Origin of the sequence: Taibaiella chishuiensis, assembly GCF_003014535.1 — a bacterium.
Taxonomy (GTDB): domain Bacteria; phylum Bacteroidota; class Bacteroidia; order Chitinophagales; family Chitinophagaceae; genus Taibaiella; species Taibaiella chishuiensis.
On sequence record NZ_PYGD01000001.1, the window covers coordinates 1,428,152 to 1,443,065 of the forward strand.

At 49.6% G+C, this 14,914-nt stretch carries 9 protein-coding genes; 4 read left to right on the forward strand and 5 right to left on the reverse strand.

Annotated elements, in window-relative coordinates; all coding sequences use genetic code 11:
• Positions 1–17: 17 nt before the first annotated feature.
• Complete coding sequence (locus tag B0I18_RS06095) at positions 18–6,200, reverse strand: FG-GAP-like repeat-containing protein (RefSeq protein WP_106521742.1); 6,183 nt, start codon at positions 6,198–6,200, stop codon at positions 18–20.
• A 387-nt stretch (positions 6,201–6,587) separates the two neighbouring features.
• Between B0I18_RS06095 and B0I18_RS06100 the strand changes: the two genes are divergently transcribed.
• Positions 6,588–7,172, forward strand: coding sequence for a NifU family protein (locus tag B0I18_RS06100; RefSeq protein WP_245882056.1), 585 nt, complete (start codon positions 6,588–6,590; stop codon positions 7,170–7,172).
• 70 nt (positions 7,173–7,242) lie between these two features.
• Here the strand turns inward: B0I18_RS06100 and B0I18_RS06105 are convergent, their stop codons facing one another.
• Positions 7,243–9,171 carry a right-handed parallel beta-helix repeat-containing protein gene (locus B0I18_RS06105; protein WP_181358350.1) on the reverse strand — a complete coding sequence of 643 codons (1,929 nt, stop codon included), beginning with the start codon at positions 9,169–9,171 and terminating at the stop codon, positions 7,243–7,245.
• Positions 9,172–9,383: 212 nt separating this feature from the next.
• On the opposite strand from B0I18_RS06105, the gene B0I18_RS06110 reads away from it, so the two are divergent.
• Positions 9,384–9,743: a hypothetical protein gene (locus B0I18_RS06110; RefSeq protein ID WP_106521745.1), complete on the forward strand. Its 360-nt coding sequence runs from the start codon at positions 9,384–9,386 to the stop codon at positions 9,741–9,743.
• A gap of 97 nt (positions 9,744–9,840) precedes the next feature.
• Here B0I18_RS06110 and B0I18_RS06115 read toward each other — a convergent pair whose 3' ends face one another.
• The gene (locus B0I18_RS06115) at positions 9,841–10,731 is read right to left on the reverse strand and encodes a flavin reductase family protein (protein ID WP_106522057.1); all 891 of its coding nucleotides are present in this window, start codon (positions 10,729–10,731) and stop codon (positions 9,841–9,843) included.
• A 162-nt stretch (positions 10,732–10,893) separates the two neighbouring features.
• Here B0I18_RS06115 and B0I18_RS06120 point away from each other — a divergent pair, with 162 nt between their 5' ends.
• On the forward strand, positions 10,894–11,883 hold the full coding sequence (locus B0I18_RS06120; protein ID WP_106521746.1) for a DUF6427 family protein: 990 nt from the start codon (positions 10,894–10,896) through the stop codon (positions 11,881–11,883).
• 197 nt (positions 11,884–12,080) lie between these two features.
• A complete protein-coding gene (gene purQ, locus B0I18_RS06125) occupies positions 12,081–12,776 on the forward strand; it encodes a phosphoribosylformylglycinamidine synthase subunit PurQ (protein ID WP_106521747.1) in 696 nt (231 codons plus the stop codon).
• Between the two features lie 77 nt (positions 12,777–12,853).
• Here the strand turns inward: purQ and B0I18_RS06130 are convergent, their stop codons facing one another.
• Both B0I18_RS06130 and carB read right to left on the reverse strand, forming a co-directional pair.
• Positions 12,854–13,216, reverse strand: coding sequence for a hypothetical protein (locus B0I18_RS06130; protein ID WP_106521748.1), 363 nt, complete (start codon positions 13,214–13,216; stop codon positions 12,854–12,856).
• 7 nt (positions 13,217–13,223) lie between these two features.
• Positions 13,224–14,882 (reverse strand): carbamoyl-phosphate synthase large subunit, encoded by a 1,659-nt coding sequence (gene carB / locus B0I18_RS06135; protein WP_106521749.1) that lies wholly within the window; start codon positions 14,880–14,882, stop codon positions 13,224–13,226.
• Positions 14,883–14,914 lie beyond the last annotated feature (32 nt).

A 14,914-nucleotide genomic window follows, 5' to 3' on the forward strand; every position in this document is an offset into this window, starting at 1 on the left:
GTTTGTTTCGTTATTGATTAATCGCAACCGCAGAAGAACTTAAACAAAGCCCTGTCCATACGGGTAAAGCCCCTGCCTACATTGTCGATAAAGGTTTTCGTAGCATTATACATCCGCATGCCCATATAGGGATCGTACGTAACAGGCAGGCCCCTCATCTCGAGCTCGTTCAAGTTAACGCCAATCGGCTCGCCGGCGCCGATACCGCCTTTGGGCTTCTGGTATACATTGCCTTGTTTGTCTTTGTACAGGTCGGTTTGTCCGCCATGGTCACCTTTATCCGTGTGATCCCATCCATTCCTTTTTAGCTTCTCGATTTCACCTTTCGACAGGGCTTTGTCCTGTTTTACATTCCGGTCGGGGTTGTCGTGCAGCTCCTGGTTGGCCAGGTGTACAATGGCTGCAAATGCAGCGCCTTTCCAGAAGTCGCCCCCGCCTATAGCTGACGACAGGCCGCCGAGCCCGGCTGCTGCTACTGTTCCGCCGATAACCGTATTGGTAATAGGCAGACCGGCCGTAAGGGAACCTACACCCGAAGCTACCGCACCTGCGAGGAAGCCGGTATTAGGATCGCTTCCTGTGATGCCTGCAAAGATATAACCGGAAACGCCATGCGCGCCAGCCCGTAATAATTCTGTGCCGATATTGCCACTTACCGGTCCAAATGCACTGCCGATGCCATAGGTTACTACACCCGAAGCAGCGCCGATAAAAGTGGTTACGGCAAAGTCGCCCCAGTTCCAGTTGCGGAAACCTGCGGAGCTTGTGGCTACGTTGGCGGTATAGGTCAGCGCACTGATGCCCGCGCCGATAGCCATTGCGATAATGATCGGGTGGTTGCCATCCGGATCGGTATACTTTAAGGGGTTGTTTAACGCATAGCTATACCGGTTATAACCCTGGGTATTGTCTTTGCCGATCACGAACGGATCCGGCGCAAACATACGTCCCATAAGCGGATCGTATAACCTGCCGTTCATGTTAATGATGCCGAACTTAGGCATATGCTCGTGCCCGGTATACCCGCGATCCCAATCGTTGCCCGGTCCGGTAGGCGGTAGCGTGCTCCAGTTTTGAGGTGTACGGGGCTGTCCCCAGGCCGTAAAACTCTTCTCGTCTACAATATTACCGCTTTCATCCAGGATCTGCGTAATGCTGCCCATATAGTCGGTAAGTACAAAGTAATTTTTGGTTACATTGTTTTTTACCTCTACGATGGCAATGATATTCCTGTTCTGATCTTTGACATAACATAGTTCCCGTACGGTTCCGGTTACATCGGTGATCTTTTCGTAGTCGGGAGCATAGAGTTTGGTCTGCTGCAGCGCGCCGTTTTCATACACTTCCATTTTACTGCGTTCCTCATCGGGCCAGTAAGAAAAGTTGGCGCTTGCCGTACCTTCTTCCAGGGTTACTACTTTATTAAAGCTATTGTGGGTAAGCGTTTGGGTAACGGTAGGGATATTGACATAAGGCTCTATCTCGCTTACCCGGTTAGCTACATCGTAGGTGAAAGTACCTGCATCGCTTTTCTTGGTGATATTGCCATTGGCAGAGAAATCGGATTGCAGGGTGGCCAGCATCGATGGGAAGGGGCCTGTGTTCTGACCCTGTGCCGATTTCAACCGGTTCAGGTTATCGTAGGTAAAGTCTTCCTGCATGGTATACTTGATATCCTTACGTTGCATCAGGTTACCCGTAGACGGCTGGAAGGTGTATTCGAAATGCTGCTGAACGGTATTATCCTGTTTCTGCGACTTCCTGCTGGCCGGCCGGCCATATGCATCATACGTCTGGGTTACCATCGAAGCCTTGGGCCAGGCCAGAGGGTTGGGCAGGCTTACGCCAAGCTGGAAACCGTAAACGCCAATCCTGCTTTGACCCAATTCATTTTTGGAAAGGTCGGTATACAGGAACTTGTTATTGGGTTCATCGGTTCTTTTAACGGTTTTAACCGAACCATCGCCCGGGTCGTATTCGTAGGCCAGTCCCTTATTATTGGGGAAGATTTTGGTAGCCACACGTCCTTTGGTATCGTAGGTATACTGTGTTTTCAATACATCTGCGCCTGATTTCCGTTCTTCATAATTGAGCTTGTCGCCCAGGCCATAGTCATAGTTGATCAGGGTATTGCCACCTTGTTTGTTAACCTGGGTCAGCTTGCCGGAATTCAGGCCGGCATTGTATTCGTAATTCTGGTCGAATATGCCGTCCGGTCCGCCACGTTGTATCTGGTAGCCGCCCTGGTTATAGGAGAAGTAGAAAGTGTTGCCCTTTGGATCTTTTTTATTGATCACTTCGCCAAAGGGGTTATACGTATATTCGTAGCTGCCATAGTTGGGATCCGTGTCTTTTTTCAGCTGGGCTTGTTCGTCATACTCTTTCGTGCTCACAACGCCCGAGCCCGTAAGGCTCACCTGGTTCACTTTCCCATTGCTATGGTAGGTATAGTTCAGTTTACCGCCTGCATCTTCTGCTTCTACGGTCTTCCCCGTTTTGTCTGTTACGGTCTTCTTTACCTGGCCGGCTGCATTGGTTGCCGTTACTACATAGTTGGCGCCGGATATCTGGTAACCTATGGTATTGGCGCCTTCCGGGCGATTCTCCTGTATTACCCGTCCCCGGGTATCGTAAACATAAGTAGTCGTTAGCGGCGTGCCACTGGTCAGGTAAGGCCTGGTGCTGCTGTATAGCTGCCCTTTGGTGTTATAGCTCTTGTCTTCGTACAGTATAGATCCGCTATAGAAGGTGCTTGCTTTACGTAAGACACGGCCTAAGCGGTCAAAATAAGTATACGTAGCCTTAGCCGTGTTGGGCGCATTGAGCTCGTAGTACTTGGCCCCGGCTGGTGCATACGCATGTCCAGTTGCCCAGGCAAACGACGTATTGGTCACTTTGCCGTTATTGTCTGTTGCCGACTTAACCCGGTCAAAGCCATCATAGGTATAGCTGGTTACAAGACCATCGGGTGCTGTATTGCTCGTCAGGTTGCCGGTTACCGGGTCGTAAACAGAAGTGGTTTTTACATTGGGGAATGCCGTATTCCAGAATCCGGCTACATACCTGTTGGTGGCATCATATTGATAATGTTCCGTACGGGCAGCCCAGCCTGTACCGGATTCTGTCTTATCCGTAACGTTGCCATAGGCATCATATCCATAAGTGGTAGTGAGCGCATTGGTCGTGCCCGGGTCGTCTACCGACGAGGTGATAAGCCCGTTAGCAGGTGCGTAGCTGAAGGTTTGCTTACGGGTGTAGGCAGGCTGTCCCTGGCGGGTATTGCTGCTGGTAACCGATACCGGTTTGTTCTGCAGGAAAGCAGCCGGGTAGGGCGCTGTATAGGCCGGGTACTGGAATACCTGCTCTGCATATTCGATTTCTGATGGACTACCAGGTATCACTTCATAGGTAAAGCCCTTACGCCTGATGATCGAGTTCGGTTTACCGATGAGCACACCATGTGGTTGTGTACCGGCAGGCGCCATATAATTGTACTGTTCGCGGATACTGGTATTGCCGACATAGTCGAATTTGTCGTCGATGCTTATGTATGGAAACACGCGCCTGTTGCCATAATCGTAGAACTCGTACCTGGTGCTCGTTGCATTCAATGTTGTCGTACCGAGCTTGGTATTGGTGCTTACCGGGTACGAGATGGCGAAGGTCGAATTTAAGGCAAAGTTTTTCTGCGTGACGGTATTTTTGGCCGCATCGGTAATGGTAACTCTTTCGAAACCCATGGTGCCTTTGCCATGCAGCTGGTAACGGATGCCCTTGTACCCGTAATAAGTTGTATTGCCGCTAGTGGTTCCGTTATCGGCTACCACCGCTGATACGGCGGTAAGCGGAAGACCTTTCGATGCAAAGGGGTAGGTATAGGTACTTGCAGGGTTTTCGTAAAATGAAGTGGTCGTCAGCGCGGTATTGGTCAACTTGGAATAAAAAATTGACGTTTGTGCACCAAGACTGTTCTTAATACTGTTTATCGCATGTTTGTTCTCATTGGGGTGGAACGACATATATTGCGTAGCCCGGGAAAGCAGGAAATCGGCAGCCCCGTCTCCATCCATATCCGCGATATTAAACTGCGATTGAGATGCCAGTGCATACGTAGTTGAAAAGTTGATGCTCTCCGTCGTGAAGCCGTTGTTGCCTTTAGCATAAAAAATCTTGGCATTGCTGCCGCTGCCGTTTTCATAAATATCCTGTTTGCCATCGCCATTGAAATCGGCAATGTAAATTGGTTTGTGCGCGGCATTAGTGGGCATCGGATCTGCATTGGTCAACGCCGGACCGGTCTGCAGGTTTACAATCTGGCCGCTGCCATTGCCATACCCGATCTCCCAGCCAACGCCGGAGGCCCAGGTAAGCACATCGGTGATACCGTCGCCGTTAAAGTCGCCGGTAAATACCTGGTGCCATATGGTCGGGTAGCCGTTGTCGCTAACAAGCCGGAACGATGGCGATCCGATAACGGGTTTGTTGTTGGCATCAAAGGTTACATTGAGCTCCAGTATCTGTGCGTGGCCGCCCCAGATGGATAAGATCTCGTTTTTACCATCGCCGTTATAATCGATTACGAATAGCTTGGATTCGTTGGTCGAAAGGTAAGAAGCGTCGAAGGGTACATCGTCGAGCCGCCTGGCCAGGTTGACATAGTTGCCCGCGGTAATAGACTCTGTCAGTTGCAGGTACTCCGCACCGATAAGCCAGTTGTTCGGCGCAAAACCTGCTGTCTCCCTCTTATTATTCAGTGCCAGTATCTCTATTTTACCATCCCCGTCAAAGTCGCCGATAAACGGTGTGGTATAATGGAATTTATCGTTGATGGAAGCAGTAGTGCCTACCGGGTAGGTACGGGTACAGATTTCATTACTTAAAGGAACCAGTGAAGTACCATTCGAAAGATAAAGGAGGTAACGTTGGTTGCTGTTGTATTGGTTAACAAACTGCGCCACGTAACTAAAATCGTCCTTGCCATCCCCGTTAAAGTCGAAAGAGACGGACTGGGTCTGGTTCCGGATAAAATTGTAGGCATCGATTGTTTGATTTTCATAACCGGGGTAGGTGGGCAGTTGGCCCGATTGTACCGCCTCCAGGCCTGCGGGTCGCCTCAGGTGCAGTTCCCAGTTCGTGCCGTTGTTGATATAGGTCGGGAAACGGACCATGTCAGACAGTCCATCGCCGTTATAGTCGCCTATGGCAAACTGGTTGCTTACGCCGTTATCTACAATCAGGCCGAGATTGTCTACCGACACGGCTTGCATACTGCCGCCATACCCAAATTCTACCGGGGGCAACTCTTCGGCCATGCCGTTTAGGGTATTGCCACTTTCAGTAACTTTTATCAGATGGGAATAGGTGTCCGTAGCATAGTTCAATAAATAAGTACGCAGGGTTGTCAGTGTGTTAGATGCATTACGTTGCTCTACCAGTACGGTGCCCAGCCGCTGGGTCTGGTTTATCTTTCCACCTGCGATATAGGTATAGTTCGGGTCGCTGCGGGTATGGTACAGGAAGGTTATCCTTGTTTTAGGAGTGGCTCCTGTGTTCGTATTGCCTGTGTAGTCTATAAAACGCAGTAAGGGTTCTTCGCCTGCGCTATTCCAGTATTCGTAGGTCATGTAGTTGCCGTTCTGGTCTGTAACCTTGCTCAGCATCCACATGTATGGTACGCTGCTGCCCTGGCCCAGCGCCCTGGAGTTAACGGTGCTGCCGTACTCATAGGTCCAGCCATTCTGATCGGTTACTGTAAAATATTGCGGACCGGATCCTGTACTGCCAATGGCGGTAATCTTCCGGAACGACTCCAGCTCGGTGTTGTATACCGAAGAGGCCCAGCCGTATATACCGGAGGTTAATACAAGCCGGTTGCCATCCAGGGCATACCTGTCGGACAGGGTAAGGTTTACCCCGTTTACCTTACGGTCGTGGTAGAGGGTATTGCCCATACGGGTTATGGCCGAAGTGCCGCTAAGCGACCAGCCCATACCCATAATACTGTTGCCGCCATGGCTGTTGTAGGATAAGGTTATGGTTGGTTGCATGTCCTTGATGCCGTCGGGCACCTTAATCGGGATGCTATAATTGGCGCTGCCAAGATCGGAGACGTCGAATACACCTTCGGTAGACCCCACGGATTGGGCGAAGGTGGCAGTACTGTATAATAGTATATACAGCAATAACAAAAATGATCTCATTTGTTTGGTTGGTGTTGTGGTAGGAGTGTGTTTGAAAAATGAAATATAAAATTGTGATTTTATATTTCGTGTAAGGGACGCTTGTCGTGTCGGCTGGTGCTTAACCTGGTGATCTGATTTGTTGTTGCATTTGTTGCATCGTTTGGAGCATGAAAGATGAATTTGTCAGGGAGCTTGTTTGTGTTTTATATAATAATATTATTTATGTTAAAAACATTTAACAAAAGAAAGCTAATTACTTGTTAATAGATGGGCTTTCTTACAAACGGCAGTAAAATCTTTATAAACGTTGTAAAACGCATGCATTGTTTTTCCCTTTATGCCTATTGTTATTAGGTTAGCAAATCAAATGTTCTATTTCGTACATTTGCCAAAATATCATTCATTATGTCTGCTCCCACGATTGTAAGTATATACACCGAAATGACCCCGAACCCGGAGACTATGAAATTTGTAGCCAACAAATTACTGTACCCCGGTAAAAGCATCGATTTTCCTGAAGAAAGCGAAGCAGGCCCATCGCCTATCGCCCAGGAGCTGTTCGGTTTTCCTTTTGTGCGTGGTGTATTTATCGCCAGCAATTTCGTAACCCTTACCAAAACGCCGGAAACCTTGTGGGAAGAGGTGATCCCTACTATTCGCCAGTTCCTGAAAGCCTACCTGGAGGCCGGTAAACCGGTTATCCACGAAGACCAGGTGCCTGCCGCAAAAGATGATTACGAGATAAGCGCCGACGATAAAGACGTGGTAGAGCGGATCAAAGAAATGCTCGAAAATTATGTAAAACCGGCCGTGGAAATGGATGGCGGCGCCATCAGCTTCCGTGGTTATGACGATGGTGTGGTAAAACTGATGCTGCAGGGTAGCTGCTCCGGTTGTCCTTCGTCTATGGTTACCCTTAAATCCGGTATCGAAGGCATGATGAAACGTATGATCCCCGAAGTGAAAGAAGTGGTAGCAGAAGCAGAATAATTATTATTTAAAAAATAGGCTGATAGATGGCCCTGTGTTCACGACACAGGGCCATTGCTATTTTCAGAACTTAATATAAAATGATTTTTTCTGTTTGCGCATCAAGCCCGTGCAATACCCGGAAGAGATAAATTCCCGGGGGTAAATGCCGGTAATCAAAAGCGGTTGTTGCATAAGGGCGCAGGTTGCCTTCATCGAATTTATGCCCTCCTATATCCATCAGCAGGTACCTGCCGGATCCATCCTGGTGGTGGTCTACAGCGAACTTCCCGTTAATTGCAGGATTCGGATATAGGGAAAACAGGCGGACTCCGGTATGCTGTTCATTAAGGGCCTGGTATGCCGCTGCTTGTTGCCCCGGTATGGTATCCGGACAAACCGGAGGATAAAAGCCATTGCTGTTCCAATGCCAGAAGTTGATCCCGCTTATCGCGTAAGGAGACTCGTAGGTCGTTCCATTGGCTACATGCCGGTAGGTCTGGTAATAATAATAGAAGAAGGTATTGTTGTTGAAAGTCGCATTCGAGTCGATACCGATATTGACATAGTCGCTATAGGTATTGGGAGTAGCCAGCTTGATCGTTGTATTGGATATGCCGGCGGGCGTTGCCGGATTGCTCACGATACGCCAGAGCCTTTTGTAGAACAACTCGAAGTTGCAGCTGTCTATCTTTAAATAATCAGACGAGTGGTCGTCGCGTGTTACATAGGTTACGGTACTGTGCGTATATGGCGCAACAGGAATCATGGCGTTTGCCGTAGCGTCATACTTATGATAACAATCGGAGAAATAACATTTTTTAAAATGAACACCATCGTCCGGATTGGTAGCGCCATTGCCGCCATCCAGGATAACGCCGTAAATCTTACAATTGTAAAACCGTATTTTCTTATACAGGCTCAGTTCCATGGCTACGTTACCATTGTTGGCACCGGGTACCGGGCTCTCCGGGTTTTTCATGGCGACTATCGTACAGTTGTTGAAGAAAAATCCTTTGCCCTGGCCAAAACCCGAAGTGATGTCGATCGCACCCTTCCTGTTTTGCTCAAAGTGACAGCTGTCAAAAATTATATTCTGGGCCTTTTGTCCCGAAATCTCTTCTTCGATATTGACGGCAGAGGCGGGTATCGAAGCCACCTCGCCCATACCGGCATTATTCAACCGCGAATTCCGTACGGTTATACTATCGCCTGCGGCGATGGTGAGTCCCTGGCGGCCATTGTATTCCGTAACGCAGTTATTGATCAGTACATTTTTCTGATCGGTCCTGTTGCCGATATAGATGCCATCCCTTCCAAAGTATTTTGTGGTTACATTATCTATAGTCACATGGGAAGCCTCCCATATTCTTATGCCATCAAATGCTAATTGAATGCCTTGTATCTCATCTTTACCACCGAGGGTAATCTGCCCCGGGTGTACGTTGCCATCCAGTACCAGGTTCGATATTTTAAAATAGGTATTGTTGGCTTTTTCATAGGAGATATTGATCATGAAATTCATGATAGCCCAGTTTGCCGGGTTTTGGCCGGGAGCATCAACAGAGATTAACGTGGCCTGGGCATCGGTAAGCGGCAGGCCGGTAGTCTCGTCGAAATACCCGTAGTGAAAGCCTTCGTCGTAGCGTAATACCGGCTGGCCGATACCTTTGATCTCTACATTGGCGCAATTCTGGATGTTGAGCACGTTTGCCGGGGCATAGCTGAAATAGCCGCCCATGTGTTCCTGGCGACCTACCCGGTAACCGCCTTCCGGTATGATAAGCCGGCAGTAACCGCCCCTGGCATTGATAAAATTGCTGGCAGCCTCGAAGGCGGCCTGGTCGCTGTTCATATCGGACCCATCTGCACAAAAGTCGGTTTCGATATTGAGCTCCAGGATCGAGCTGATATCCGTATGTTGTGCATTGGAGGCTGAAAAGACCAGTGGGGTGCATTGCCCCGATACCTTCGCCGCAAGGCATGCGGTTACCAGGAACAGGAATAGTTTTTTGATCATGATCATGTTGTTTTAAGGTGAATGGCAAAGTTAGCCATGGCCTCGGCCATTAGGTGGCCGCACAAGGTTATCATTAAACATTTATTTTGCCCTTGTCGCAGGATAAAGCAGGGTATAAGGCTTGTTGCATAAAATAAAACAGGCTATGCGTGTACCCGCCTGCCAATTGCGCTGCGTCATTTGTCGTCTTTTAAAGAAAGCCCCTTCCTGTTATGAAACGACCTTACCATTGTATACTACTGCTTGCCGGGATATTGCTGCTTGCTTCCTGCGATCCGCAGACCTGCGGCCTGTACCTGATCGAAAACCAGTCGACGGGTGTTGTGGTGGTAAACCGCGGCACTATAGATCCGGTTACCCTGGCCCCGGGTGGCCGCGAACAGATAGGGCCGGTTTGCAGGCTGGGAGACGCGGCTTTGTCGCCGACCTCGGTCGTGACCAGCGAGAGCAAACTGATGCGGGATACGGTCCTGTGCAAAAAGGATATACGCGAGGAGCGCAACTGGACCACCACAAAACAGGGAAAATACGACTACGAACATCGCTTTACTGTAACCGATGGCGACTTTTAACGCTGCCCGGCATAAATGAAAAAGCCTTCGCGGTAAACTGCGAAGGCTTTTTAAATCCGGGGGACGCTGTTCCGGGAAACCGGTCCTGTATGTTTTTTTAGAAAGTCTGGGCTTCGGTAAGCAATACCTGCCAGGCCTGGGTTACTTCGTGGCGGGCAATCAGCTCTTTGGCGTACTGGTGCAGGGCCTGCTGGAGCAGTTGTTCGTCGTTGCTGTAGTCCTGCAGGATCATTTTCAGCCGCTCATCATCCGAGGTTTCCGATATCAGCGGAATTTCTGTACTGTTGGCAAGTATGCCCAGGTCGTTGCCACTCAGGATCGTACTGTTGCGGATGGCAGCAGGCAAGGCATCCATACCTACCCCGAGGTTCAGGTTGGGCTTAGGTACTTCGAAAACTGCATCGCCCGAAGCGCGGCAGTAAAAGTCCTTACCCATGCGGGCTACCAGGTCGATCTTATGCGGGTCGATCTGCTGCTCCTCGTCCAGGATCCTTTCGTCGATATGCATTTTGATCACTTCGCAAATGATCAGGTTGGCGGCGCCGCCTTCGGTACCGGTTTCGATAATCTGCAACAGTTTGCACTCGAGGCTTACCGGCGCTTCTTTTACCCGGAAGGGTTTTACGATCTCGGAAGCAACCGGGGTAAAACCCGATTTTATAAATTCATTGACGCCTTTAGGATATTCGCAGCTCGCCAGGCTCATTTGCTGTACCATATCGTAGGTAACCACGTTGATAACCACTTCGCCGGTTTCCTGTATATTTTCGAGCGTATGTTTTATCGTATTGTCCCTTACCCTGCGGGCCGGGGAAAAAATGCAGATCGGCGGTTTGCTGCCGAAAACATTAAAAAAGCTGAAGGGAGACAGGTTAGGGTTACCCTCTTTGTCGATGGTGCTCGCAAAGCAGATAGGGCGGGGGGCTACACTGCCCAGTAAATAGGCGTGCAACTGTTTGGTACTGATCTCTCCAGGGGTAATAACCATAAAAAAACGGGTTTCGGTTGAATTATAAAGGGCGGCAAAGATAAGCACTAATATTTATTGTCCTTAATACAAACCCGGGAGGCATGATGGAGATGCAACAATTTTTTGCGAACTTCGCCACTTGAAAATTTTAGCTGGCCCCTATTAAAGTATTTCCGGAAAGTGCTCAATATATTCAGGAGTTTCAATCCTTATTCGGTTTTTGCCCTGTTCCTGGTTGCCATTGTCTTCAAACTGGGCTTCCTGGTTCATCCGGCCATGCCTTACCGGATCGCCGAAAGCCCTTACCTGTGGCTCAAGCTGGCCGATTTTATGGAGTCGGCACTGGGGCATTCGGCCTTCCTGCTTACTTTTTTCGCTATTGTCAACCTCTTCGGACAGGCCATTTACCTCAACCGGATCGCCAGTACGCATCACCTTTATCCCAAGGCTTCGTACCTGCCCGCAATGGGGTATGTTCTATTGACCTCGCTGTTCAAAGACTGGAATTACCTGTCTGCGACATTGATCAGCAACTGGCTGCTGCTGGCCATGCTTTCGGGCATGCTGCAGTTGTATGCCGCCGCCGATGCCCGCAAGCAGATCTTTAATATCGGTTGTTTTATCTCCTTGTCGGCCATGCTGGTGTTTCCCAATATCGGGTTTGTGCTGCTCTTGCTGCTGGCTTTGGCCATATTGCGGCCCTTCAAGATCTCGGAATGGATGGTGGGTCTGCTGGGTCTGCTCACGCCGCTGTACTTCCTGGCCGGCATCCTGTTCCTGACCGATAACCTGCACCTGTTGCCCAAAATGGCGGCTATAGGTTTCCGGCTGCCCGACCGCCTTGCCCGTCCCGAAATCGTGATCACGGCTTTTTCGATCATTGCCTTACTGATGATTACCGGGGTATATTACCTCAATATCTTTATGAGCCGCATGCTGATCCAGAATAAAAAATGGTGGTATGTGGTGATCGGTTCTTTTTTTGTAAGCCTGGCGGCAGGCACTTTTACGATTGCCCAGGGGTATAACCAATGGCTGGCGGTACTGGTCCCGGTTACTTTTATCGTTACCAATACCTGGTTCGAAGAGCGGAAAAAGTGGATGCCCCGCGTGTTTATTTATTTACTCATGGCGGCGATTATTTTTGTGCAGTGGTTCCCAATCGGATAATAGCCCGTACTTTTGCATTTTTTCCGGCCAAACCCGAATAGCAAGTATCTAATATCTAATACCCAATATCTAATATCTAATATCTAATACCCAATATCTAATATCTAATATCTAATACCCAATATCTAATATCTAATACCCAATACCCAATACCCAATATCTAATATCTAATACCTAATACTCAATACCTATTTTATATGAAGTTCGGAATAGTCGTTTTCCCGGGTTCCAATTGCGACAGGGATATGCAACATGCTTTACAGGATGACCTGAAACAGGAAGTAGTGATGCTGTGGCACAAAGACCGTGACCTGAGCATGTTTTCAACCGAAGACTGCATTGTTTTACCCGGAGGCTTCTCTTTCGGCGATTACCTGCGTTGCGGCGCTTTATCGCGTTTCAGCCCGATGATGGAACAGGTGATCGACTTTGCCAACCGTGGCGGTAAGGTGCTGGGCGTATGTAACGGTTTCCAGATCCTGTGCGAAGCAGGTTTGCTGCCCGGTGTACTGCTGCGCAACGACAATCAGAAGTTTGTATGTAAAAATGTGTATATCCGTAAAGCCGGTACCGAAAACCTGATTGGAAAGGCCGTAGAGGACAAGGCGCTCAAAATCCCGGTAGCGCATGGCGAAGGCCGTTATTTTGCCGATGCCGAAACCCTGGCCAAACTCGAAAGCAATAACCAGGTAGTGTTCCAGTACTGCAGCGAAGAAGGTACGGTAGACGCCGCCTTTAACCCCAATGGTGCTATCAATGATATTGCCGGTATCTGCAACGAAGGCCGTAATGTATACGGTATGATGCCGCACCCCGAGCGTGCCTGCAGCGAAGTGTTGGGCAATACCGACGGCGTGGCGGTTCTCCGTTCGCTGATCGCCAGCTGGTCCTAAGCTATAGAAAAAGAGTCTGAATAAATAAAGAGCCGCTTGATATCAAGCGGCTCTTCTGTTTTATATTTTCGGAGGAATCAGGCGTCCAGTTGCGCCCGCAGGTTGCTCAGCTCCATAAAGAAGGTATCTGCATGGGCTGCCAGGAAGCGGTCGGTAAAGGCTGCGAGTTGCTGTGCCTTTTGCCGGTATTCGGCGCCGGTACTTTTCAGTACGCCTATTTCCTGGAATTTCAGTTTCAGCTGGAATTCGATGGCTTCCCTTTTACTTTTATCCCGCAGCAACACATCGTCTTCATCACCCGACCACAATACCGGGTCGCTGTGCTCGCCGATCAGGTCCAGGGCCTGTTGCCACTGGTTATTGCTTTTATACCGTGCAATTTCGGCCAGTGCCCGCATAAAGTCTTCTGTTCTTCCGGAGAGCGAATGCCTGATTGCCATACGTTATTTATTTTTCAGCGGCGGTTTCGAATGTACTGTAGAAATAAGGGGTCTTGGCTTCGAACTCGGCGCTGCAGGTATCTACCATTTTAAATACGCGGGTAATGCCGGCTGCTTTGCGTGCTTCGTACACCTCTTCGGCGGTACAGTCTTTTACGAAGGCAGCGATCTGTTCGTCGCTGAAGCCCATTTGTTTGGCCTGGCGCAGCAGGTCTACCGGTAATTTATCCAGGTGCTGGTATTGTTTGATCTTGTTTTCCAGGGTTACGATATCCTGGATCTGGTACAGGAACCAGCGGTCGATCAAGGTAAGTTCGCGTACGGTTTTGATAGAGATACCGGCCTGCAGGGCTTCTTTGATCCGGAAGATGCGGTCCCAGGTAGGGCGCTTCAGGTATTCCATCAGTTCTTCAGGACGCATCTGGCTGCGGCTGATCGAATCGAGACCGATGGCATTGTTTTCGAGGCTTTGGCAGGCCTTCTGCAAGGCTTCGGGGAAGGTACGGCCAATGGCCATTACTTCGCCTACCGATTTCATCTGCAGGCCCAGGGTATCGTCCGCGCCTTTAAACTTATCGAAGTTCCAGCGGGGCATTTTTACGATCACATAATCCAGTGCAGGCTCGAAATAAGCCGAAGTCGTTTCCGTGATCTGGTTTTTTAATTCGTCGAGGGTATAGCCTACCGCCAGTTTAGCGGCCACTTTTGCAATGGGGTAACCGGTAGCTTTCGAGGCCAGTGCCGAAGAGCGGCTTACCCTCGGGTTGATCTCGATAGCAATGATCTCTTCGGTTTCGGGGTTGAGGGCAAACTGTACATTACAACCGCCGGCAAAGTTGCCCAGGTCGCGCATCATATCGATAGCGGTATTACGCATCAGCTGGAAGGCCGTATCGCTCAGGGTCATAGCCGGGGCCACGGTAATACTGTCGCCGGTATGGATACCCATCGGGTCAAAATTCTCTACGGTACAGATAATCACAACATTGTCGTTCATATCGCGCAGCAGCTCCAGCTCGAACTCTTTCCAGCCCAGTACGGCTTTTTCTACGAGTACCTCGTGTATGGGCGATGCTTTCAAACCTGCATCCAGTGCGGCTTCTAGCTCGTCTTTCGATTTTACGAAACCACCACCGCTACCGCCCAGGGTAAAGGATGGGCGGATAACCAGCGGAATGCCGATCTCCTGGGCATACTCCTTGCCTTCCAGCAGGGAGTTGGCCACGCGGGCCGGTGCTACGGGAATATTCATTTCGATCATCCAGTTGCGGAACAGGTCCCTGTCCTCGGCTTTGTCGATCGCTTTGATATCCACACCGATCAGGCGCACATTGAATTTTTCCCAGAGACCCAGTTCCTCGACTTCCTTGGCGAGGTTGAGCGCAGTCTGGCCACCCATGGTAGGCAGTACTGCGTCGATTTGGTTCTCTTCCAGGATCTGTTCTATACTCTCGGCCGTAAGGGGCAGCAGGTATACCTTGTCGGCAACGATCGGGTCGGTCATGATCGTGGCGGGGTTGGAGTTGATAAGGGTTACTTTGATCCCTTCTTCCCGAAGGCTGCGCGCAGCCTGGGAACCGGAATAGTCAAACTCGCAGGCCTGGCCGATAACAATAGGGCCGGAGCCGATAATCAGAACGGATTTAATGGAAGTGTCTAAAGGCATTTTTTGAGATAAAAATGATAAAAATAAAAATG